Consider the following 21,118-nt stretch of genomic DNA (forward strand, 5'->3'; position numbering starts at 1 on the left):
GGCGGGCGGCGACGCACCGCGTCCCCGCCCGCCGTCGCCATGGCAGATCAGTCCACGGTCCAGGTGTCACCGCCGGCGAGGAGCGAGGCCAGCTCGCCCTCACCGCGCTCTGAGCGCGCGTCGGAGACCTGTTCGTTGACCAGCTCGTCGTAGACCGGACGCCGCACATTCCGGAACACGCCCACCGGGACGTGTTCGAAGGCCGGCAGATCCAGCCGCGACAACGCGAACGCGTAGCCCGGGTCGGTACGGTGCGCGTCGTGCCGGATCACCCGGTCGCGGTTGGTGTCGGTGACCTCGGCGACCTCCAGGCCCCCGAGCTCTCCCGCGAACACACCCCGGTCCTCACCGAGCATGAGCGGCTCGCCGTGCTCCATGCGCAGCAGCCGGGTCTCGCGTGCCGCCGGGTCCTTGAGCGGCGTGAACGCGTCGTCGTTGAAGATCGGGCAGTTCTGGTAGATCTCCACGAACGAGGCGCCCGGGTGGTCGGCGGCCTCACGCAGCACCGACGTCAGGTGCTTGCGGTCGGAGTCGACGGTGCGCGCCACGAACGAGGCCTCCGCGCCCAGCGCCAACGACACCGGGTTGAACGGCTGGTCCAGCGAACCCACCGGCGAGGACTTGGTGACCTTGCCCGCCTCGGAGGTGGGCGAGTACTGGCCCTTGGTCAACCCGTAGATGCGGTTGTTGAACAGCAGCACGTTGATGTTGACGTTGCGGCGCAGCGCGTGGATGAGGTGGTTGCCGCCGATGGACAACCCGTCCCCGTCACCGGTGATCACCCACACCGACAGGTCCTGGCGGCTCGTCGCCAGTCCGGTCGCGATCGCCGGCGCACGTCCGTGGATGGAGTGCATGCCGTAGGTGCTCAGGTAGTAGGGGAACCGCGAGGAGCAGCCGATGCCCGAGACCATCACGATGTTCTCGCGCGGGACCCCCAACTGGGGGAGGAAGGACTGGAACGCCGCCAGGACCGCGTAGTCCCCGCAACCGGGGCACCAGCGCACGTCCTGGTCGGACTTGAAGTCCTTCGCCTTGTACTGGGTGTCCGTGGAGGGGACGAGCTTCAGCCCTGCCAAGGTGCCCTCGTCGTTCCCGTTGAGGTTTGCACTAGTCACGCTCGATGACCTCCCGCAGCGCGTCCGCCAGTTCCTCGGCCTTGAAGGGCAGACCGCGGACCTTGTTGTAACCGATGACATCGACCAGGAATCGCGAGCGCAGCAGCATCGACAGCTGCCCCAGGTTGATCTCCGGGACCACGACCCGGTCGTAGCTCTTGAGGACCTCGCCCAGGTTCTCCGGGAACGGGTTGAGGTGGCGCAGATGGGCCTGGGCCACCTTGGCACCCGAACGCCGCACGCGCCGCACACCTGCCGTGATGGCCCCGTAGGTGCCGCCCCAGCCCAGGACGAGCACGTCGGCGTCGCCCGTGGGGTCGTCGACCTCGACGGGCGCGACGTCCCGGGCGATCGCGTCGATCTTGCCCTGGCGGGTGCGCACCATGAGGTCGTGGTTGGCCGGGGTGTAGGAGATGTCACCGGTCTCGGAGTGCTTCTCGATCCCGCCGAGCCGGTGCTCCAGCCCGGGGGTACCCGGCACCGCCCACGGGCGGGCCAGCGTCTCGGTGTCGCGCTTGTAGGGCAGGTAACGCTCGTCCTCGCCGTTGGGCTCGGTGGCGAACCCGGGATCGATGGTCGGCAGGTCGTCCACGTCCGGCAGCCGCCAGGGCTCGGACCCGTTGGCCAGATACCCGTCGGACATCAGCACCACGGGCGTGCGGTAGGTCACCGCGATCCGGGTGGCCTCCAGGGCGGCGTCGAAGCAGTCGGCCGGGGACTGCGGTGCCACGACCGGCACGGGGGACTCGCCGTTGCGGCCGAACATGGCCATGAGCAGGTCGGTCTGCTCGGTCTTGGTGGGCATGCCGGTGCTGGGGCCGGCACGCTGCACGTCCACGATGAGCAGCGGCAGCTCGGTCATCACCGCCAGACCCACGGTCTCCTGCTTGAGCACCATGCCGGGCCCGGAGGTGGTGGTGACACCCAGAGAACCGCCGAAGGACGCGCCCAGGGCCGCGCCCACCCCCGCGATCTCGTCCTCGGCCTGGAACGTGCGGACCCCGAACCGCTTGTGCTTGGACAGCTCGTGCAGGACGTCCGAGGCCGGGGTGATCGGGTAGGAACCAAGGAAGAGCGGCAGCCCGGACCGTGTCGACCCGGCGATGAGCCCGTAGGCCGTCGCCAGGTTGCCGGTGATGTTGCGGTAGGTGCCCGAAGGCAGCCGGGCCGGCTTGATCTCGTAGGAGACGGCGAAGTCCTCGGTGGTCTCACCGAAGTTCCACCCCGCCTGGAACGCCTTGAGGTTGGCGTCGAGGATGGCGGGCTTCCCGGCGAACTTCGACTTCAGGAACGAAGTCGTGCCCTCGGTCGGCCGGTTGTACATCCACGACAGCAACCCCAGGGCGAACATGTTCTTCGCGCGCTGGGCGTCCTTCTTGGAGATGTCGCAGGAGGACAGCGCCTCCACCGTCATCGACGTCAGCGGGACCGAGCTCACCTTGAAGGCATCCAGGGTCCCGTCGGTGGTCGGATCGACCTCGTACTGGACCTTGGCCAGGTTGCGCCGGGTGAACTCGTCGCTGTTGACGATCACCGTGGCGCCCCTCGGGATGTCACCGATGTTGGCCTTGAGGGCGGCAGGGTTCATCGCGACCAGGACATCGGGGGAGTCCCCCGGCGTCATGATGTCGTGGTCGGCGAAGTGCAACTGGAAGCTGGACACGCCGGGGAGAGTGCCTGCGGGGGCGCGGATCTCCGCGGGGAAGTTCGGCAGAGTCGACAGATCGTTGCCGAACGATGCGGTCTCCTGGGTGAACCGGTCGCCGGTCAACTGCATACCGTCGCCGGAGTCACCCGCGAAGCGGATGATGACGCGATCCAACTGTTCGATCTGTTTGGCCACTGAGATCGACGACCTCCTTGGTGGTCCGCCGGTCGTGACAGGCGGCGGCGCTCGGGTGTCAGTCCCCGGCCGACCGCTCCGTCGCGGGCCGGGAGTCGTGGTCGGGGACGTCGGGACAGCGTTCGTGGCCCCCGCACCCACCGGGTGCGCCAACCCGGCGAAGCGCGGTACGGCTCGTTCTTCGCCTCGGCCGGGGCGTGAAGGGGTCCGCCTTCAACGACACAGCCGTGTGTGCGCCGGAGCGACTTCTCGCGCCGACCGTCTGATGTTCACAGTGATGAGGGCCACGGTCGCACTATAGGCGGTGAACCGGCGGCCGGGGCGGGCCGGGTGGCCATTGTCACCGACCACTTCCGCGGGTTCGGCCCGGGTGGCGGACAGCTCACCACACGGGGAACGCGAGGGGCGGACCCGCACGTTCGTCACATGTACGCGAACGAGTCCGGCCACGGGGCCACGAGCAACAGGGAGGGGACGCCGTGCACGTCAGCGCGGCCCGTGCGGTGGGCCTCTTCGTCGGTGTCGGAGTGTTCGCCGTGACCGTCGGGTGGTTCTCCGCGGGTTCCCAGGGCCTCCAGTTCGCGGGGGCCCTGATGGTGTGTGTGGCGGTCCTGGTCCACCTGTTCGGGAACTCCCTCGCCCTGCGTGCGATGAGGGCCCGTCCCGTCGGGGAGATCGAATGCCCGGACCTGTACCGGATCGTGCGGGAACTGGCCACGGCCGCCCGCCAACCCATGCCCAAGCTGTACCTGTCGCCCATCAGGTCGCCCAACGCCTTCGCCACCGGAGGAAGCCCGCGCCGGGCGGCACTGTGCTGTACGACCGGGCTGCTGCGTTCTCTGGACGAACGCCGGCTGCGCGGGGTCGTCGCCCATGAACTCGCCCACATCCGGGCCCGCGACACCCTCATCAGTTCGGTGGCGGCCACACTCACCGCGACCATCACGGCGCTGACCACGGTGGCGCTGCTGTTGCCGCTGGGGGAGTCGGAGGAGACCGACGTGCCCGACCTCCTCGGTGGGCTCATGCTGGTGTGTCTGGCCCCGCTCGCAGCGGTGGTCGTGCACTTCGGGGTCGGCCGCCGACGGGAGTTCAGAGCCGATGAGAGGGCCGCGGAGCTCACCGGCGACCCCGAGGCCCTCGCCGACGCCCTGCTGCGCCTGGAGAAGGGCTCACGCGATTTCCCGTTACCGAAGGGGCGTGTCCTGCTGGCCTCGGCGCACATGATGACCACCAACCCGTTCCCGAACGGTCTGGGGCGGTTGTTCGCCGCCCACCCGCCAGTGCAGGAGCGTGTGGCACGCCTGTGGGGGCTGCGCCGCAAGTGGGAGCTGGGCTGAACCCGCCCGCGCACACGTCGGCTCCGCGGATCGCGACCCGCGGACCCGGTGTCCCGGTGGGGCCGTCGCGCTCCTACCCGTCTTGTTCGAGAGTGCTCCGGCCTTCAGGCCGGAGGTGAATCGGACCTGGCCACCACGCCTTTCCGTGCCAGGACGGGCGTTTCTGGTCCTGGCACGGAGGAGAGCAGCACACCGGTCCGGTGTGCCGGACCACACACGATCGGGACGTGAACGCGGCCCGTGTCGTCCTGGCGGCCGGCGGGCCGACAGGCAAAGCGCCTGCGGAGGGGCCGTGGGACCAGCCGCCTGAGCGGCCGGCAGGACCCGGTGAAACAGGAAGCGGCCCGCGCCGCGAGGCGCGGGCACCACCCGCCCGTCAGGTCGGGGCGGAATCCCCGTCGTTCACGACGGGGAGGACGTCAACGGTAGTTGACGAACTGGAGCGCCAGGTCGAAGTCCTTCTCCTTCACCAGGGTCTGGACGGTCTGCAGGTCGTCCTTCTTCTTCGAACTCACCCGCAGCTCGTCGCCCTGGACCTGGGCCTTGACCCCCTTGGGGCCCTCATCGCGGATGTACTTGGAGATCTTCTTGGCGTCCTCGGTGGAAATGCCTTCCTTGAGCCCGATCTGGAGGCGGTACTCCTTGCCGGAGGGCTTGGGCTCGTCCGGGACGTCCAGGATCTTCAGGGACAGCTTCCGCTTGATCAGCTTCTCCTTGAGCACGTCCAGCGCCGCGTTGGCGCGCTCCTCGGTACCGCTGCGGATCTCCAGGGCGCTGTCCCCCTGGCGGCTGACGGTCGTCCCGGTGCCGCGGAAGTCGAACCGCTGGGACAGCTCCTTGGCCGCCTGGTTCACGGCGTTGTCGACCTCCTGGTGGTCGACCTTGGACACCACGTCGAAACTGGATTCGGCGGCCACGCTCGCTACACCCCGCTCGCTCTCGTCGGTCACGGGCGTATGAGATCGCCCGTGCGGTCTGTTCGGCCGGGCCGAGGGCGGCCCGGGCACACGGCATCCGAGCTTAGCCGTGACCGGCGCGGACCCGTCCGCAGCACCGGCCGTGGACGCGCCTGCGGCTTCCGATTTCACCCTCAGGCCGATCATCCGTTATGGTTATTCATGCGCAGCGACGGACACCACGTCGCAGCCACCCAGGCGGGTTGCCCGAGTGGCCAATGGGAGCGGACTGTAAATCCGTCGGCTTTGCCTTCCAAGGTTCGAATCCTTGACCCGCCACACTGGGGAGAAGGCCCCGGTGACCAGTAGCAACACTGGTCACCGGGGCCTTCGTCGTTTTCCGGGTCGAGCGTGAGGGCTCCCCGGCCCCCTTCCTTTCCACGGGCGTTCCACGGCCTCTCCCCGTGCGCACGCCGTGCCCCGCCCGTCCCCGCTCTCCCGCCGAGTCGTCACAAGGTCGCACTCGGTCCGAGTCCGCTCGGCCGCGAAGGGATACGGACGGTAGCGGTACCAACACATGCTGGTTTCGCGCAGGTAACGGGGCGCCGTCGTTGTGGGCGGGCGTGCGGTCCGATGTCCGGATCTGCGGCCTATGGAGCGGACGCGGCGATTGAGGGTTGATGAATGTATTTGTCATTCGCGCAAAAGAGGCAGTGCAGACGAAACTCGCAAAGTTTCTCCGGGGTTTTGGCTTTGACAAAAATCGGAGGCCGTTCAATGATTGCTGCAGTCCACCGCGACACAGGTGCAGAGCGCCTGAGTCTTTTTCTGTCAACGCGTTCCCAATATCGGGGGAATCATGATCAAGAAGACGGCCGCTGCCGGCCTGGTCGCCGGTGCCGCGTTGGGCGCGCTCCTCATGGGAGCCCCGGCTCACGCCTCGCACGGAGGTGACCAGCAGTTCAACCAGAACCTGCAGCTCGTGCCCGTCCAGTCCTGCAACCTGGACGCCAGCGTCGGTCTGGTCGCCGTGACCGTGCCCGTCCTGTCGCCGCAGACCACCGGCGACTGCGTGAACGGCCCCGTCGGTACCAACATCAGCTAGTTCCGGCAATCAGCCAAGAGAACTCGACACAAAGTTTTGAAAGGTCATCAAATGCTTCGTAAGTTCGGCGTTGCCGGTCTCATCGCTGGCGCCGCTCTCGGCGCCGTCCTCACCGCAACTCCCGCGTCCGCCGGCCACGGCCACGAGTCGCACGGCGGGGACCAGCAGTACAACCAGAACCTGCAGGCCGTGCCGGTCCAGTCCTGCAACCTCGACGCTGCTGTCGGCCTGGTCGCCGTGAACGTGCCGATCCTGTCGCCCGACAGCACCGGCGACTGCACCAACGGCCCCGTGAGCACCAACATCGAGTAGGAGCCGGGTCCGGCCCGCGCCCGACCGAGCGCGGCCGCTCCACCCGCCGGTACACCCGTCCCCGGAACGGAACCGGCAGTCGCTCCCGCACTCGTCGACGCCGTCCGCGTCCGGGCACGGCGCACCCGTGCCCGGCCCGGAACCGGGGAGGCGGACCACCTCCCCGGACGCGCCGACCAGAGTCTCGAACAACCTTCCCGGGAATCCGCGGGTCCCGGCCGTCGTGCCGCAGGACCACGGATCCTCCACACACTCGATCAGGAGAGATCGCCATGCTGCGCAAGATCACTGCCGCCGGTGCCATCGCCGGTGTCGCCCTCGGCGCCATGCTCGCCGCCACCCCCGCGTCCGCCGGCCACGGCCACGAGTCGCACGGCGGGGACCAGCAGTACAACCAGAACCTGCAGGCCGTCCCGGTCCAGCTCTGCAACACCGACCTGGCCGTGGGTCTGCTGGCCGGGGTCAACGCCCCGATCCTGTCGCCCGACAGCACCGGCGACTGCACCAACGGCCCCGTGAGCACCAACATCGACTAGGAGCCCCCGTATGTTGCGCAAGATCACGGCGGCCGGTGCGATCGCCGGTGTCGCCCTCGGGGCGATGCTGGCCGCCACCCCCGCCTCTGCGTCGCACGGTGGTGACCAGCAGTTCAACCAGAACGTGCAGCTCGTTCCGGTCCAGCTCTGCAACACCGAGCTGGCGGTGGGCCTGGTCGGCGCGAACGTGCCGGTCCTCTCGCCGCAGACAACGGGTGACTGCGTGAACGGCCCGGTCAGCACCAATGCCCAGTAGGAGCTGATCCAGGGGCATCGCCCTCACCCATCCGGGGCCACGGCTCCGGTGTGGCCCTCGGGGCCACTCGGAAGGCCCTCCGGCGTGTGCCGGGGGGCCTTCGCTCTGCCGCTGGGGATGATGGGCGCAACCACGCGAGGGAGGCGGCGATGAAGCGCACGACAGCTCCGGTACTGCTGATGGCCCTGGCCCTGTGCCTGAGCTCTTGCACGGACGAGGTCGACCCCGAAGGGTGGCAGCCGGGGGAAGGACCGGCCCCCAGCCCCACGGAGAAGGAGACCGAGGACGGCACCTACGTCTTCAACCGCTACCAGGACGAGCAGGGCTACCGCGACGAGAGCCCCGAGGTCTACGTGGCGACCCAGTTCACGAGCTTTTCCGATATGTCCTGGGACGAGTGGTCGGACGAGATCGCCCGGGGCAGCGGCAACATGGCCGGGAGCTGGTGCCTGAACCTGGACTGTGACGAGGACCCCTACCAGGTCGACGTGGAGCTGGGCGACCCGGTCGAGGTGGACGGGGTGTCCTACTTCTCCACCTACGAGGTCACCGACGCGGGGGACATGCCCGAGGACGTCCGTCAGGGGATGGAGGCCGCGGACGAGGGCCGTCTGACCCTTCCGCGGGAGAGCGGCGGCACGGAGGCCCCCGACGACAGCTCCAGGACCCCCGACGAGGAGAGCAGCCCTGAGGACGAGAACGGCGGCGACTGACCCCGGCGCCCGGACGTGACCTTGGACTCGTTCGCCCGGGCGGGGAAACCGTCAAACTTCCAAAAAATATGGAACCCCTGTTCAGCGGTGGTGTCCGGGCCGTTTTCCCTGGGGCGGGAACGGCTGAAACGGGCGTGGTGACCGCGCGGGGTCTCTAGTCTGCTGAAGGTGGACATCAACCAGTGGACGGACAGCCTCGACGACGACGGAACGGGCCCCGGCGGCACGCCGGCGCCCCGGCACGGCCGTGCCGCGCTGCTGCGCCTGGCCGCCTGGTTCGAGGAGGCCGGCCCCGATCGCGCGGACGCGCTGGCCTCGGCCGTCTACACACTCGACCCGGCCCGTCACCTGCACGGGCGTGTGGACGGGACGGTCGCGGCCACCACGAGCTGGTGGCAGGCCGCCCCGGACCACAGCACGGTCGTGGAACGCCCTGGGAACCGCCGCCCGGAACCGGTCCGTGACCACCGCGCCCAGCAGGCGCGCCTGCGCGACGCGGCCGAGTCCTCCGCGCACTGGCGCCGCGACGGGGCCGAGCAGATCCGCTCGCTGCTGACCGAGCCCACGGGCGAGGACGCGCAGCTGGAACTCACCGGGGCCGGCATGGAGGTCCTGACCGAACTACTGACCGCTGCCCTGGCCGTGGGGGACGCCGACGGGCGCCCCACCTCCGCCGGAGACCTCGAGTTCGGGCTGCGCCTGCACGTGCTGCCTTCCGCCGGGGCATCGGTGACGGTCTCCGGGGAGGGCGGCGACCTCACCCTTCAGGACCTGGGCCTGTGCGTGACACCCTACGAACAGGTCGACCCCGGCCCCTCCGAAGCGACCGGGGCCGCGGGCCAGGAGACCCGCCCCGAGGAGGAACCCGGGGTCTCCGGCCCCGAGGAGCCCGGAGCCGGGGAGGAGACCGGCCCCGAGGAGGGACACGCCCCCGCCACCGGCAACGGACCGGACCAGGAGGACCCCACCGCCGCTGACGAGGAAGCCCCGACCACCGGTAGCCTCCCCGGACCGGAACCGGACATCGAGACAACCGGTGCGATCGACATCCCGGCGCACCGAGACCACCGCCAGGAACGGGGGTGACCACCATGGACGCATACGGTGAGGACTCCGCCCTCATCGGAGAACGCCAGGCCGCCGCGCGCGCCCTGATGCTCCGCCCCCTGCTCACCGTGGCCACCCACCCGGCCGACCTCGCGCTCGTGCGCACCCACGCCGAGTGGCTGATCCAGCGTTTCCAACGGGTGCTCGGATACCGGCTCACCATCACCGACGACCACGCCCGCCTGTACAAACGCGGAACCGGTGCGCTCGCCCCCGAACCGGTCCGGCGCGAGAGCGGGACCCGTTTCACGCCCCGCACCCACACACATCTGGCACTGGCCCTGGCCGTCCTTGTCGGGACCGTCGAGGACGGCACCGTCCAAGAACTCGCCGCCGCAGTGCACGAGGCCGCCCGGGAGGCCGGTGTGGACGCCGACCCCGGTCGCGGCGCGGGGGAACGCCGGGCCTTCGGGGCAGCCCTGCGCCACCTGGTGGGGCTCGGCGTGCTGACCGAACTCTCCGGCACCGTCGCCGACCACGTGGCCGACCCCTCCGCCGAGGTGGTCCTGCGCCCGCACACCCAAGCGGCCCGATCCGTGGCCGCGCACCTCCCGCGCCCCGGACAGACACCCGAGTCCTTCCTGGCCGAGGCCGACGGGAGCGACCCCGAGGGGGACCAGGCGGGAGAGACCGCGCTGCGTCGCATGCTTGCGGAGGAGGCCGTGGTGCTGCGGGAGAACCTGCCCGACCGGCAGCGCGAACGGTTGGTCGCCCACCAGTGGCGCGCCGCCTCGGCCCTGCGCAACCTCTTCGGCTGCGACACCGAGATCCGCGCCGAAGGTGTGGCCCTGGTCATGCCGGAGGAGGCCGTGGACGGTCACGGGTTCCCCTCGCAGGACCCGGTCGGCCGTGTCGCGCTCGCCCTCCTGAACCACCTGTCCGGACGTCTGGCCCCCGGACACCCGGCCACCTCCGTGCCCGTCCCCGACGAGGAGCTACGGGCCGCTCTGGAAGCACTGACCGGGGCCGACGCCCCGGAACGGGCCGAGTGGGAACGCACCGCCGGCCCCGAGATCCCCGACCCCGTACGCATGCCCGCCCTCGTGACCGACCTGCTGAACCGGTGGGGACTCCTGCGCGGCGGCCCGGGAGAACGGCATCTTGCCGCGGCGGCCGCCCGGTACGGAGCCGAGGCGGGCACGCGGGTCCCTCCGATCCCGGACAATGACGAAGACGGTGGCGAACAAGAAGGTGAGCGCGACCAGTGGTGACCCAGGAGACCAACGAGGCCCCTACGGCGTCTCCGGCTGAACCAGCCCGCGGAACCCCGCGTTACCGCCTCGAACGAGCGGGCATCCGCAACGTCTGGCAGTACGACGACCACGTCCTGGACTTCGCCGAAGGGCGGCTGCTCCTGCGCGGCCGCAACGGAGCCGGCAAGTCCAAGGCGCTGGAGATGCTGCTGCCGTTCCTGCTGGACGGCGACCCTCGGCGCCTGGACACCACCGGCACCAACCGCACCAGTCTGCGTTGGCTCATGGCCGACGACCCCCGCGCCCGCGGTCCCGTGGACACCGACGGCGGTCCCGACCTGCTCGGCGGCTCCGAAGGATCCGCCGACGAAGGGACCGGGAACGAGGAGGCCCCCGAGGGTACCGGCCAGGAGAACGGACCGCCCAGCCGCCTGGGATACCTGTGGGTGGAGTTCACGACCGAACGCGGCGACCGGGGCCTGGACGGAGCCGAGAACACAGAACCCCACACCTCCGGCCCGGGCGAACCCGGCCGCGAGGGCGCCCCACCCGCTCACCTGACGCTCGGCGCGGCCGTCACCGCCGTGGGCGAGGCCGACCCCCGCTGCGTGTTCTTCGTCACCGACCGTCGTGTCGGCCACGACCTCGACCTGGTCGTGGACGGCCGACCCAAACCCGTGGACCGCCTCCGGTCGGAACTGGGCGCCGACAACTGCTTCACCGGCGCCGTCCCCTACCGCAACCGGGTCATGCGCGACCTGTTCGGTATCGACGACCCCGTCCGCTACCGCAACCTCATCCACCTGCTCTACCGGCTGCGCCGCCCCACCATCGGTGACCGCCTCGAGGCCGGCGAACTCGTCGGTGTGCTCTCCGAGGCCCTGCCGCCCATGGACGAGACCGTCCTGGACGAGGTCGCCCGCAACATCGCCGACCTCGAACAGGCCCGTGAGGAGAAGGCGGCGCTCACCGAGACCCGTGATGCCGTGGAAGCCTTCCTCGGCGACTACCACGGCTACCTCGTCACCGTCCTGCGGGAGCGGGCGGCCGGGGTACGGGAGCAGCTGGAGGCCTGTGCCCGCCGTACCGAGGAGACCGAGCGCCTGCGCAGCGAACTCGACGGGCTCGTCACCGCCGAGGGCCAGGTCGCCGAGGAACGCGACCAGGCCCGCCGCACCCGCGACACCGCACGCGCCGACGACGCCACCCTGGTCGGCGCCGGCGGGGGAGAAGCCGCAACGGGCGAGCAACGCCGCGCCTACGACGCCGCCGTCAACGCCTACATCCGGGCCGCCGAGGCCGCCTCGGTCGCGGCCGAGCACGCGGAGACCACCGAACGCCATTCCGTGGACCGCCTCGTGGAGGACGCGGGCAACGTCGGACGGGCCCTGGAGACACTGAACCGCACCCACGCCGAGGCCGTACGGGCCACCGGCGCCGCGGGCCTGTCCCCCGACGCGCTGGGCCGGGTCCCCGAAACCGCCACGACCTCCCTCGCCCCCCGCGAGAGCAGCACCCGCGCCGACCTCCAGGGCCTGGAACAGGCCGTCGAACGCGCACCGGTGGAAGGGCTCGACACCGAGGTCCTGCGCGAACGCCTGGGGCTCCTGCACGACCACCTCACCGGTGCCGTGTCGGCCGCGGCCCGCCGAGCCGAACAGGCCGACCGGCTCACGGCCCTCATCTCCGAGGAGGCCGCCACCGACCGCCGGGTCCTGGCCCTGACCAGCGAGGCCGAGAGCGCCGAAGCCGTCCTCGAGCACGCCCACACGCGCGAACAGACGGCCGTCGAGGCCCTGCGCGAGGAGAGCGCCGCCTACGCGGACGGGGTCCGTGCCTGGACCGCACGCCTGCGCGACCACAGCCACGCCCACGCCCTGGGGGAGGCCATCCACGAACTGGAGGCCTCCGTCGAACTGCCGCTGTCCGACACACTGCGGGTCCTGGAGCCCGAGGTCCCCGGGACCGTCGCGCGCCTGGCACACGACACCGTCGACCCCCTCCTGGAGGAACTGCGCTCGCGCCGCGACGTCGCCGTCGGCGAGGAGGGCCGCCTGTCCGACGAACTCGCCGAGCTCACCGACCGCCGCGACGGCGAGAACGACCCCACGCCGCCGCGCCCGGGCTGGTCCACCGCGCCCCGTCCCGAGGGCGAGGGCCTGCCCTTCCACCTGGCCGTGGATTTCGCCGACGGGCTCAGCACCCGGGAACAGGCCGGACTCGAGGCCGCCCTGGAAGCCAGCGGGCTGCTCACCGCATGGCTGCGTGCTGACGGCCACCTCTACGACCCCTCCACCCGCGACCTCGTCCTCAGCCCGGCCCGCCAGGCCAAGGGACGCACCCTCCTCGACGTACTCGTACCGGTGTCCTCACCCGGCCAGGGCGTCAGCACCGAGACCGTCCGTTCCCTGCTCGCGTCGGTGTCCCTGCACTCGGTCGGCCAGAGTACGGAGGACAACGAGGCCAAGCACCGCCGCGACGAATCCGTGGCAACCGTCAGCTCCGTCTCCCTGACGGGCTCCTGGCGTCTGGGCGTGCTCGGTGGGGCCCACTTCAAGAGTGATCCCGAATACATCGGTGAGGCCGCCCGCAAACGCGGCCGCGACCGGGTCCGCGCCAACACCGACCGCCGTATGGCCATCGCCGAGGCCCTGCTCTCCGAGGCAGGGGAACGCCGCTGGGCGGTCGAGCAGTCCTACGCCGAGCTCCTCCGGGTCTCCCGGGACCTGCCCGACTCCAGCGAACTCGTACGCGCTTGGACCACCCTCCACCTCGCCCGTGCCGACGTCGCGACCGCCCGTGGCAACCACGAAGCCGCGCGCCGGGCCGAGGAGGAGGCCCGGGCCGAACTCCTCGACACCCGCGAACGCCTGCGCACGGCCGCCGCCGAACACACCCTGCCCACGGGCCGTACCGAACTCGACAGCACCCTGCGCGCCCTCGACCACCTGCGCGTACTGCTCACCTCGGCCCTGCGCTCCCTGGACGTGCTCGCCCGCGACCTGGCCGGGCACGACCGCCACGTCGCCGCCTGGCGCCGTACCCGCGACGCCCGGGTGGCCGCCGAGGACGTCCGCGGCAACGCCATCGACGACATGATCACCGTGCGTCGCCAGATCGAACTCGGGGACCGGGCCCGCTCGGTCGCCGGCGAACAGCTCGATGCCGCCCGTTCCCAGGTGCAGGGCCGCGCCGACGAGGCCGAACGCCGCCTGCCGGAACTGGAACGCGCCGCCCAACGCGCCCGCGACTCCCGTGTCGAGGCCGAGGCCCGCCTGGACATCGCCGGACGCGAGCTCAACGAACAGATCGGCCGCGCCCTGGCCGCCGGCGACGAGCTCGCCGCCTCCCTGGCCACCGAGGGCGAGGGCCGGACAGAGGTCCCCGACGCCGTTCTGCTGGGCGCCGCAGGGCTCGACCGCCTCGCCGCCGAGGACTCCCCGCTCCCCGCTTACCTGCGGCCCCGTGCCGAGGACGAGGACGGCCAGGACACCGCCACAGCCCCGGAAACTCGCCTGGAACTGCTGGAGGCCCTCACCGCCCTGCTGGAGGAGGACCTGGCCGCGCAGGAGGAAGCACCGGAGGTCGACGACAGTTCCGTACTCAGCAGCCGTGAGGAGCTGCACGAGCGCCTCACCTCCGCCGCGTGGGCCCATTCACGTACCGAGCTCACCGAACCCCGCGGCCTCAAGCGCATCACCGTGCACGACGAGGACGGCGACCACGACGTCACCGCCTACGCCGAAAGGCTCTCCGCCGCCTTCACACGTTCGGAGGAGACCGTCGCCATCGCCGAGGAGGAGGCCTTCGAACGCCACCTGCTCGGGGAGCTGGCCGGGCACCTGTCCCGCCAGATCGACGAGGCCCGCGCACTCATCGACACCATGAACGACGTGCTCAAGGACGTGACGACCTCCGCGGGCCTCGGGGTGCGCCTCGACTGGCGCCTGGCACCCGACGCGGGCGCCGACATCGAGGCGGTCGTGCCTCTGCTGGCCACACCGCCGGAGGAACGCACCCGCGTGCAGACCACCCGTCTGCGCGACGCCCTGCGCCGGTGCATCGAGGCGATCCGCCGCCTCGACCCGACCGCCACCGGCGGTGCCCAGCTCCGTGCGGCCCTGGACTACCGATCCTGGTTCGCCTTCACCGTCCACGTCACCGACGGCAACGGTGACGAGCGGCGTCTGGGACACCGCACGGCGCTGAGCCAGGGCGAACAGCGGGTCGTGGCCTACCTGGTGCTGTTCGCCGCGGCCGCCGCCCACTTCGACGCACTCGCCGCCCGCGCGCCGTGGGCGCCGAGACTGATCCTGCTCGACGACGCCTTCGCCAAGGTCGACGAACCCACGCACGGGCGCCTGCTCGGACTGTTGGTCGAGCTCGACCTCGACTTCGTACTCACCTCCGAACGGGTCTGGGGTTGTTTCCCGAGCGTTCCCAGCCTCAACATCTACGAGTGCCTGCGTGACCCGAACGTGCCGGGGATCGCCACGCTCCACTTCACCTGGGACGGGAGCCGACGGCGTCTGGTCGGTGTCTGACCGACGGCAGCGGGGTGTGCCGGCCGTTCGGAGGGACGAGTGCCCGGGCATGCCGTACCCGTCGGCCACGGCTGTTCTAGGCTGTGTCCGGTGGGCACCGTCCGTCGCACCGACGGATCCTCACGCAACTGGTCGAGTGCCCGCCGGGCGCACCCTGACCCCGGTGCGAAGCGATCAGTGAGGCGGGTGGCGAAGGTGGCTCGAAGCCACGAGACGTTCGAGCGGCACGGACAGGACGGCCATGGACCTCCGCCGGTCGACGACCCCACCGCGGAGGTGCTTCTGGCGGTGCTGGAGCGGTCGCGGTTGAACCGGCAGACACGGGACTGGGTCCGTGCGGCACTGTGGGGCGACGAGGCCGTGTCCGCGGTCCTGGACGGGCGTGAGATGCCCGAACCGGGTGCGGCGTACCAGGGCCGCCCGGGCAGGGCCCCGCACTCACAGCTGACCGGGATCCGTGTACAGGGGTTCCGCGGTATCGGCCGTCCCGCCGAACTCACCTTCCCCACCGGGCCCGGCCTCCACGTCATCGTCGGACGCAACGGTTCGGGCAAGTCCAGCTTCGCCGAAGCGGCCGAGGCGGCCCTGACCGGGCGCAACCCCCGTTGGGACGCGATGCCCACCGGGTGGCGCGACGGATGGCGCAACCTGCACTACGACGAGCGCACCGAGGCCAGCGTCGACATCCACTTCGCCGGCGACCAGGCCCCGACCCGCATCACCCGCCGCTGGGTCGGCGAGAGTGTCCGTTCGGCACGCGGGGAGGTCGTGCGGCCCGACGGTGAGGTCTCGCACCTGCGCACGCTCGACTGGGGCGAGGACCTGGTCCGCTACCGCCCCTTCCTCTCCTACGACGAGCTGGGCCGTACCGTCACCGGCCGCTCCGCGGAGCTCTACGACACCCTCACCGCGCTCCTGGGCCTGACCGACCTGGCCGAGGCCGAACGTCGCCTGGCCCGGGTGTGTGACGGGCTCGCCAAACGCCGGGACCGTCCTTCCCGCGAGCTCCGGTTGCTCCTGGAGGCCCTGCGCGCTTCCGACGATCCCCGGGCCGCCCGGGCCGTGTCCCTGCTCACCGCTCAGCACCTGGACTTCGGTGAACTGCGCCGCATCGCCGCCGACGACGGTCCGGCCGACCCCGCTCAGCACACGGTTCTGCGCCGGCTGCGCCGGCTGAGCGTGCCCGAGCGGGTCGTCATCGCCGACGTGGTCAACGAACTGCGCGGGGCCTCGATGGAACTGGCGATGGCGGCCGGGACCAAGGGCGACCACGCACACGGCGTCGTCAGCCTGCTCGAGCAGGCCCTGGAACACCACCAGCGCCACCCTTCCGAGACGACCTGTCCCACCTGCTCGGCCTCCGGGGCCCTCGGGCCGGACTGGGTGCGCCGGGCCAAGGCCCAGGTGCGGGCCCTGCGCCCCCAGGCCGCCACCGCCGAGGCCGCGTACGGACGTGCCGAGGCGGCCCGCGACCAGGCCCGGTTCCTGCTCTCCCCGATGCCGACCTGGTTGCCGCACGACAGTGAACTGGGCCAGGTGTGGGCGCTGTGGGAATCGGGCAACACGATCACCGACCTCGGCGAGCTGGCCGAACACATCGAGACGGTCGGCAAGCAACTGCGCACCGCCGCCATCAGTGCGCGCCGAGACGCGGGTGAACGCCTGGAGGACCCCACAGGGGGGTGGGCCGACCTCGCGGGGCGCCTCTCCGAGTGGCTCGACGAGGCCCAGGAGGCGATCAGGGCGAGCGAGACCCTGGCCCCGGCCGAGGAGGCCCTCGACTGGTTGGCCGAGCGCGGGCGTGAACTGCGGTCCGAGCGCCTCGGGCCGGTCGCGGCCCAGGCCGAGCAGGTCTGGTACCGCCTGCGCCAGGAACGCCACATCGACCTGCAGGGCATGCGTCTCACCGGCCGTGGGGTCCGACGCAGGGTCGAGGTGGACGTGGCAGTGGACGGTGCCGATGACCAGACGAGCGCACCCGGCCTGTTGAGCCAGGGTGAGTTCCAGGCTCTGGCGCTGTCGATCTGCCTGCCCCGCGCCCTGGTAGAAGGCAACCCGTTCGGGTTCCTCGTCCTGGACGACCCCGTGCAGGCGATGGACACCGAGACGGTCGAGGGACTGGCCTCGGTCCTGGCGGAGGCGGGCCGGTACCGCCAGCTGATCGTCTTCACCCACGACACCCGGTTGCCGGACGCGATGCGGCGGTTGGGGCTGCCCGCCTCGATCCGCACGATCAACCGCGACGCGATGTCCAACGTGTGGCTCGACGAAGGGCGCTGAGGGCTGCGACCCGGGGAGCTCCAGGTCACATTCCAGGTTTTTCTCGTGCCCGCACAGAGGTCGGGAAAGCGGCGAAAACCGCCGCTGACCAGCTATGACGCCCGTTCTGGGGTGGCCCCGGGGCATGGTCGGGGGAGGGGTGGCGGCCTCCGATTTGGCAGAGCACCCCCTGAGGCCTGTATAGTTCTAATCAGCGCACGGGGGCAACGCCCTCGGGGCGGACGAGAGGAAGCCCCGCACAGCGCGCCCCTTTAGCTCAGTCGGCAGAGCGTCTCCATGGTAAGGAGAAGGTCTACGGTTCGATTCCGTAAAGGGGCTCCACCACTTGAAGCGGTCCGATCCACTCAGGTGGGTGGTCGGCGCGAGCCGTCGGCCGGTCCGGGGAAGACCCGAAAGCAGGGTCCGGTCCCCGTCAGATCGGGGCGGGGTAGCTCAGTCGGTAGAGCAAGCGGCTCATAATCGCTGTGTCGTCGGTTCAAGTCCGGCCCCCGCTACCAACCCGCCGACCCCTGGGAACGGTAATGCGCCAGGGGTCTTCGCGGGTGTACAGCAGTGTTCTGCTGCGTGTCAGTAATGTTTCCAGCGAGAAAGGCACTCCGAAGTGGCTGCCACAGACGTGAGGCCGAAGATCACCCTGGCCTGCCAGGAGTGCAAGAACCGTAACTACATCACGCGCAAGAACCGTCGGAACACCCCCGACCGGCTCTCGATCAAGAAGTTCTGCTCGTACTGCCGTACACACAACGAGCACCGCGAGACCCGCTAGGTCGTGCGTGTGCCGCGCGTGGAGCGCGGACGGGAGACGGCGTCCGGGACAACGGACTCCGCTTGGACTTCCAACCCGGTGAGCTGTCGGCTCACCGGGTTTTTCGTGTGTCGGGCACTCATCGGCCCCAACCCAGAAGAGGGAGACCGTGGCGATCAACCCTGACCACCTCGGCCGGGAGTACCCTGCCCCTGAGGTCTACGAGGTCACCCGGGGCAAGATCCGCGAGTTCGCCGAGGCGATCAACGATCCCAACCCCGCCTACGTCGACCGCGAGTCGGCACGCACCCTGGGGTATGCCGACGTGGTGGCGCCGCCGACCTTTCCGGTGATCCTCGGCATGGCCGGTTCGGCGCAGGCCGTGGCCGACCCCGACCTGGGTGTGGATTTCTCCCGTGTGGTCCACGGCGACCAGCGTTTCCAGTACTCGCGCCCGCTCCTGGCCGGGGACGTACTCTCCAGCGTCACTCGTATCACCGGGATCAAGACCCTGGGCGGCAACGATCTGCTGACCCTGGAGACCGAGGCCGCGGACGCGGGTGGCGAGCACGTGGTCACCGCCACGATGATGCTGGTCGTTCGCGGAGCATGAGCAGGCCGCACCCCAGTCCCCAGCGATACGTGAGGAACACCAGCGTGAGCAGGTTGCGCCACGCCGACGTCGAGGTCGGCACCGAGATTCCCGAACAGACCTTCACGGTCCGGCGTCTGGACCTCGTCCGCTACGCGGGCGCCTCGGGCGACTTCAACCCCATCCACTGGAACGAGCGCTTCGCCAAGTCCGTCGGGCTGCCCGACGTGATCGCGCACGGCATGTTCACCATGGCCGAGGCCGCGCGGGTGCTGACCGACTGGACCGGGGACCCGGGCTGTGTCCTCGACTACTCCGTGCGTTTCTCCGCCCCGGTGACGGTTCCCGACGACGACGAGGGCACCGAGATCACCGTGGGAGGCAAGGTCAAGTCCAAGAACGACGACGGGACCGTCGGCGTGCTGCTCAGTGCCCGCTCCGGCGGTGCGAAGGTGCTGGTGCAGTCCAAGGCCCTGGTGCGGCTCGCGTCCTGACGGATCCGACAGAGGTGGTTGAGGTGTCCACGTTCTCCGACGACCGGCCCGTACTGGCCGACTACACCACACTCGGCCTGGGAGGGCCCGCCAAGACCTTCGTGCGGGCCACCACGACCGATGAGCTCGTGGCCGCCGTGCGCGGGGCCGACGAGGCCGGTGAGCCCGTCCTGCTCCTGGGCGGGGGCAGCAACCTCGTCGTGGCCGACTCCGGTTTCCCCGGCACCGTGGTGCACACCGACACCCGGGATGTCTCCTTCGAGGAGGCCGGCACCGACCCGGACACCGGTGAGGCCGTGGTGTTCCTGCGTGCTCAGGCAGGCGTGGAGTGGGACCCGTTGGTCGAGCGTGTGGTCGGCGAGGGCCTCAGCGGACTGGAGTTCCTCAGCGGGATCCCCGGCCGGGTCGGCTCCACCCCGATCCAGAACGTGGGCGCCTACGGCCAGGAGGTCAGCCAGACCGTGCGCGAGGTGCTGGTCCACGACCGGGAGACCGGCGAGCTGCGCACCATGACCAACGGCGAGTGCGGTTTCACCTACCGCGACAGCGTCTTCAAGGGCCGGTCCCGCTATGTGGTGTGCGAAGTCCTCTTCGAGCTGCACCGCTCCGACCTCAGCCGTCCCGTCGCCTACGCCGAGGTCGCCCGAACGTTGGGCGTCGACGCGGGCGAGCGGGTGCCGCTGGAGCACGCTCGGAGGACCGTCCTGGGCCTGCGCCGGGGCAAGGGCATGGTGGTGGAGGAGAGCGACCCCGACACCCGCAGCGCCGGGTCGTTCTTCACCAACCCGATCGTGTCCGAGGAGACCTTCGCCGCGGTGCGCGAGCGCACCGCCGAGCGCCTGGGCCCCGACGTGCCGGTGCCCGGCCACCCCGACGGTCGCGGCGGGGTCAAGCTCTCCGCCGCGTGGCTGATCGACAAGGCCGGGTTCGCCAAGGGGTACGGCGAAGGTCCGGCCCGTATCTCCGGTAAACACACACTGGCGCTGACCAACCCCGGCGGGGCCTCCACGGAGGACCTGCTCGCCCTGGCCCGTGAGGTGCGGGCCGGGGTCGAGACGGTCTTCGGGGTCCGCCTGGTCAATGAACCCGTCATGGTGGGCGTGGCCCTGTAGGGCTGTTCCGGCCACATTCTTTTACCGCCGTACCCAATTATCGAGTTGGGTGCGGCGAACTTTTTTATTCGAGGGTCTTGTCGGGTGAATTCGACAGGGCCATGAATTGCCTTTTTTCTTGCTTTTGTCGTAACGTCGTACTCACCGAAGGGGAGTAGTCCCCGATGCGTGCGATCGACATACCGGCCCACCGTGCCCGGTCGCACGAGCCCTTGGCCGTTGGAGCCGGGGCGGGCGAGACCTTCGGCCCAGGGCAGAGGAGAAGTCCGGGTCGGAGAGGCGCCTCCGCGCCTTTGCTCGCCCCGTTCCAGGTCGATCGAGGTGAAGAATGACAGGATTCTCGGCCGGGCTCGCCGTGAGTGCGCTCGCTATTTTCTTCGCAGAAATGGGCGACAAGACACAATTGGTGGCGATGTCCCTCGCGACGCGTTACCGGGTACTCACCGTCGTGCTCGGCATCACCGCCGCGACCGCGGTGGTGCACCTGGGGAGTGTCTTCATCGCCGAGGTCCTCGGAGCAGCCGTCCCCACGGACTGGCTCACCCTCGCAGCGGGCCTGGCGTTCCTGTTCTTCGGGGCCTGGACCCTGCGCGGCGACGAGATGACCGACAAGGACGAGGAACGCGCCGCCTCACGCCGTATCCGCTCCGGTTTCATGACCGTCGCCCTGGTCTTCTTCGTCGCCGAGCTCGGTGACAAGACCATGTTGGCCACGATCACCGTCGGGACCCAGCACCACTGGTTCCCGGTGTGGATCGGCTCCACCGCCGGCATGGTCGCGGCCGACGCCGTCGCCATCGCCCTCGGCGCCCTCCTCGGCAAGAAACTCCCCGAGAAGGCGATCCGTATCGGTGCCTCCGCCCTCTTCTTCATCGCCGGCGCGGCCATGCTCACCCGAGGGGCCCTTGCCCTTCTGGGCTGATCCCTGAGGG

The 21,118-nt window shown here is 70.4% G+C and carries 18 protein-coding genes and 3 tRNA genes; 18 read left to right on the forward strand and 3 right to left on the reverse strand.

Going from position 1 to position 21,118, the window contains the following annotated elements; translation table 11 throughout:
• Positions 1 to 47 precede the first annotated feature (47 nt).
• Both D456_RS0109375 and D456_RS0109380 read right to left on the reverse strand, forming a co-directional pair.
• A complete protein-coding gene (locus D456_RS0109375) occupies positions 48 to 1,118 on the reverse strand; it encodes a 2-oxoacid:ferredoxin oxidoreductase subunit beta (protein ID WP_017575919.1) in 1,071 nt (356 codons plus the stop codon).
• Positions 1,111 to 2,961, reverse strand: coding sequence for a 2-oxoacid:acceptor oxidoreductase subunit alpha (locus tag D456_RS0109380; protein WP_017575920.1), 1,851 nt, complete (start codon positions 2,959 to 2,961; stop codon positions 1,111 to 1,113). Before D456_RS0109380 ends, D456_RS0109375 begins: the two co-directional genes overlap by 8 nt.
• A gap of 479 nt (positions 2,962 to 3,440) precedes the next feature.
• Here D456_RS0109380 and D456_RS0109385 point away from each other — a divergent pair, with 479 nt between their 5' ends.
• Positions 3,441 to 4,301, forward strand: a complete 861-nt coding sequence (locus D456_RS0109385; RefSeq protein ID WP_017575921.1) for a M48 family metalloprotease — start codon at positions 3,441 to 3,443, stop codon at positions 4,299 to 4,301.
• 419 nt (positions 4,302 to 4,720) lie between these two features.
• Here the strand turns inward: D456_RS0109385 and D456_RS0109390 are convergent, their stop codons facing one another.
• Positions 4,721 to 5,218, reverse strand: coding sequence for a YajQ family cyclic di-GMP-binding protein (locus D456_RS0109390; RefSeq protein ID WP_026115722.1), 498 nt, complete (start codon positions 5,216 to 5,218; stop codon positions 4,721 to 4,723).
• A gap of 236 nt (positions 5,219 to 5,454) precedes the next feature.
• Between D456_RS0109390 and D456_RS0109395 the strand changes: the two genes are divergently transcribed.
• From D456_RS0109395 to D456_RS0109475, 17 genes are all read left to right on the forward strand, one after another.
• Positions 5,455 to 5,536 (forward strand) — tRNA-Tyr (locus D456_RS0109395).
• Between the two features lie 520 nt (positions 5,537 to 6,056).
• A complete protein-coding gene (locus D456_RS0109400; protein WP_017575923.1) occupies positions 6,057 to 6,302 on the forward strand; it encodes a hypothetical protein in 246 nt (81 codons plus the stop codon).
• Between the two features lie 51 nt (positions 6,303 to 6,353).
• Positions 6,354 to 6,614, forward strand: coding sequence for a hypothetical protein (locus tag D456_RS0109405; RefSeq protein WP_017575924.1), 261 nt, complete (start codon positions 6,354 to 6,356; stop codon positions 6,612 to 6,614).
• A 272-nt stretch (positions 6,615 to 6,886) separates the two neighbouring features.
• On the forward strand, positions 6,887 to 7,150 hold the full coding sequence (locus tag D456_RS0109410; protein ID WP_017575925.1) for a hypothetical protein: 264 nt from the start codon (positions 6,887 to 6,889) through the stop codon (positions 7,148 to 7,150).
• 10 nt (positions 7,151 to 7,160) lie between these two features.
• Positions 7,161 to 7,406 carry a hypothetical protein gene (locus D456_RS0109415; protein WP_017575926.1) on the forward strand — a complete coding sequence of 82 codons (246 nt, stop codon included), beginning with the start codon at positions 7,161 to 7,163 and terminating at the stop codon, positions 7,404 to 7,406.
• A 149-nt stretch (positions 7,407 to 7,555) separates the two neighbouring features.
• Positions 7,556 to 8,119, forward strand: coding sequence for a hypothetical protein (locus tag D456_RS0109420; RefSeq protein WP_017575927.1), 564 nt, complete (start codon positions 7,556 to 7,558; stop codon positions 8,117 to 8,119).
• Between the two features lie 168 nt (positions 8,120 to 8,287).
• Positions 8,288 to 9,205, forward strand: a complete 918-nt coding sequence (locus D456_RS0109425; protein WP_017575928.1) for a DUF2397 family protein — start codon at positions 8,288 to 8,290, stop codon at positions 9,203 to 9,205.
• 5 nt (positions 9,206 to 9,210) lie between these two features.
• Complete coding sequence (locus D456_RS0109430) at positions 9,211 to 10,437, forward strand: TIGR02678 family protein (protein WP_230479960.1); 1,227 nt, start codon at positions 9,211 to 9,213, stop codon at positions 10,435 to 10,437.
• Positions 10,431 to 14,963, forward strand: a complete 4,533-nt coding sequence (locus D456_RS0109435) for a TIGR02680 family protein (protein ID WP_017575930.1) — start codon at positions 10,431 to 10,433, stop codon at positions 14,961 to 14,963. Before D456_RS0109430 ends, D456_RS0109435 begins: the two co-directional genes overlap by 7 nt.
• A gap of 186 nt (positions 14,964 to 15,149) precedes the next feature.
• Entirely contained in the window at positions 15,150 to 17,243 is a 2,094-nt protein-coding gene (locus D456_RS0109440) for an ATP-binding protein (RefSeq protein WP_017575931.1), read from the forward strand.
• Between the two features lie 245 nt (positions 17,244 to 17,488).
• Positions 17,489 to 17,564 (forward strand) — tRNA-Thr (locus D456_RS0109445).
• 100 nt (positions 17,565 to 17,664) lie between these two features.
• Positions 17,665 to 17,740 (forward strand) — tRNA-Met (locus D456_RS0109450).
• A gap of 104 nt (positions 17,741 to 17,844) precedes the next feature.
• A complete protein-coding gene (gene rpmG, locus D456_RS0109455; protein ID WP_026115723.1) occupies positions 17,845 to 18,009 on the forward strand; it encodes a 50S ribosomal protein L33 in 165 nt (54 codons plus the stop codon).
• Positions 18,010 to 18,157: 148 nt separating this feature from the next.
• Positions 18,158 to 18,601 carry a MaoC family dehydratase N-terminal domain-containing protein gene (locus D456_RS0109460; RefSeq protein WP_017575933.1) on the forward strand — a complete coding sequence of 148 codons (444 nt, stop codon included), beginning with the start codon at positions 18,158 to 18,160 and terminating at the stop codon, positions 18,599 to 18,601.
• 44 nt (positions 18,602 to 18,645) lie between these two features.
• Complete coding sequence (locus tag D456_RS0109465; protein ID WP_017575934.1) at positions 18,646 to 19,074, forward strand: MaoC family dehydratase; 429 nt, start codon at positions 18,646 to 18,648, stop codon at positions 19,072 to 19,074.
• Between the two features lie 23 nt (positions 19,075 to 19,097).
• Positions 19,098 to 20,186, forward strand: a complete 1,089-nt coding sequence (locus D456_RS0109470) for a UDP-N-acetylmuramate dehydrogenase (RefSeq protein WP_017575935.1) — start codon at positions 19,098 to 19,100, stop codon at positions 20,184 to 20,186.
• 328 nt (positions 20,187 to 20,514) lie between these two features.
• Positions 20,515 to 21,108 carry a TMEM165/GDT1 family protein gene (locus tag D456_RS0109475; protein ID WP_026115724.1) on the forward strand — a complete coding sequence of 198 codons (594 nt, stop codon included), beginning with the start codon at positions 20,515 to 20,517 and terminating at the stop codon, positions 21,106 to 21,108.
• The last annotated feature ends 10 nt before the right edge of the window (positions 21,109 to 21,118 follow it).

The sequence above is a fragment of the Nocardiopsis kunsanensis DSM 44524 genome (assembly GCF_000340965.1).
GTDB lineage: Bacteria > Actinomycetota > Actinomycetes > Streptosporangiales > Streptosporangiaceae > Nocardiopsis > Nocardiopsis kunsanensis.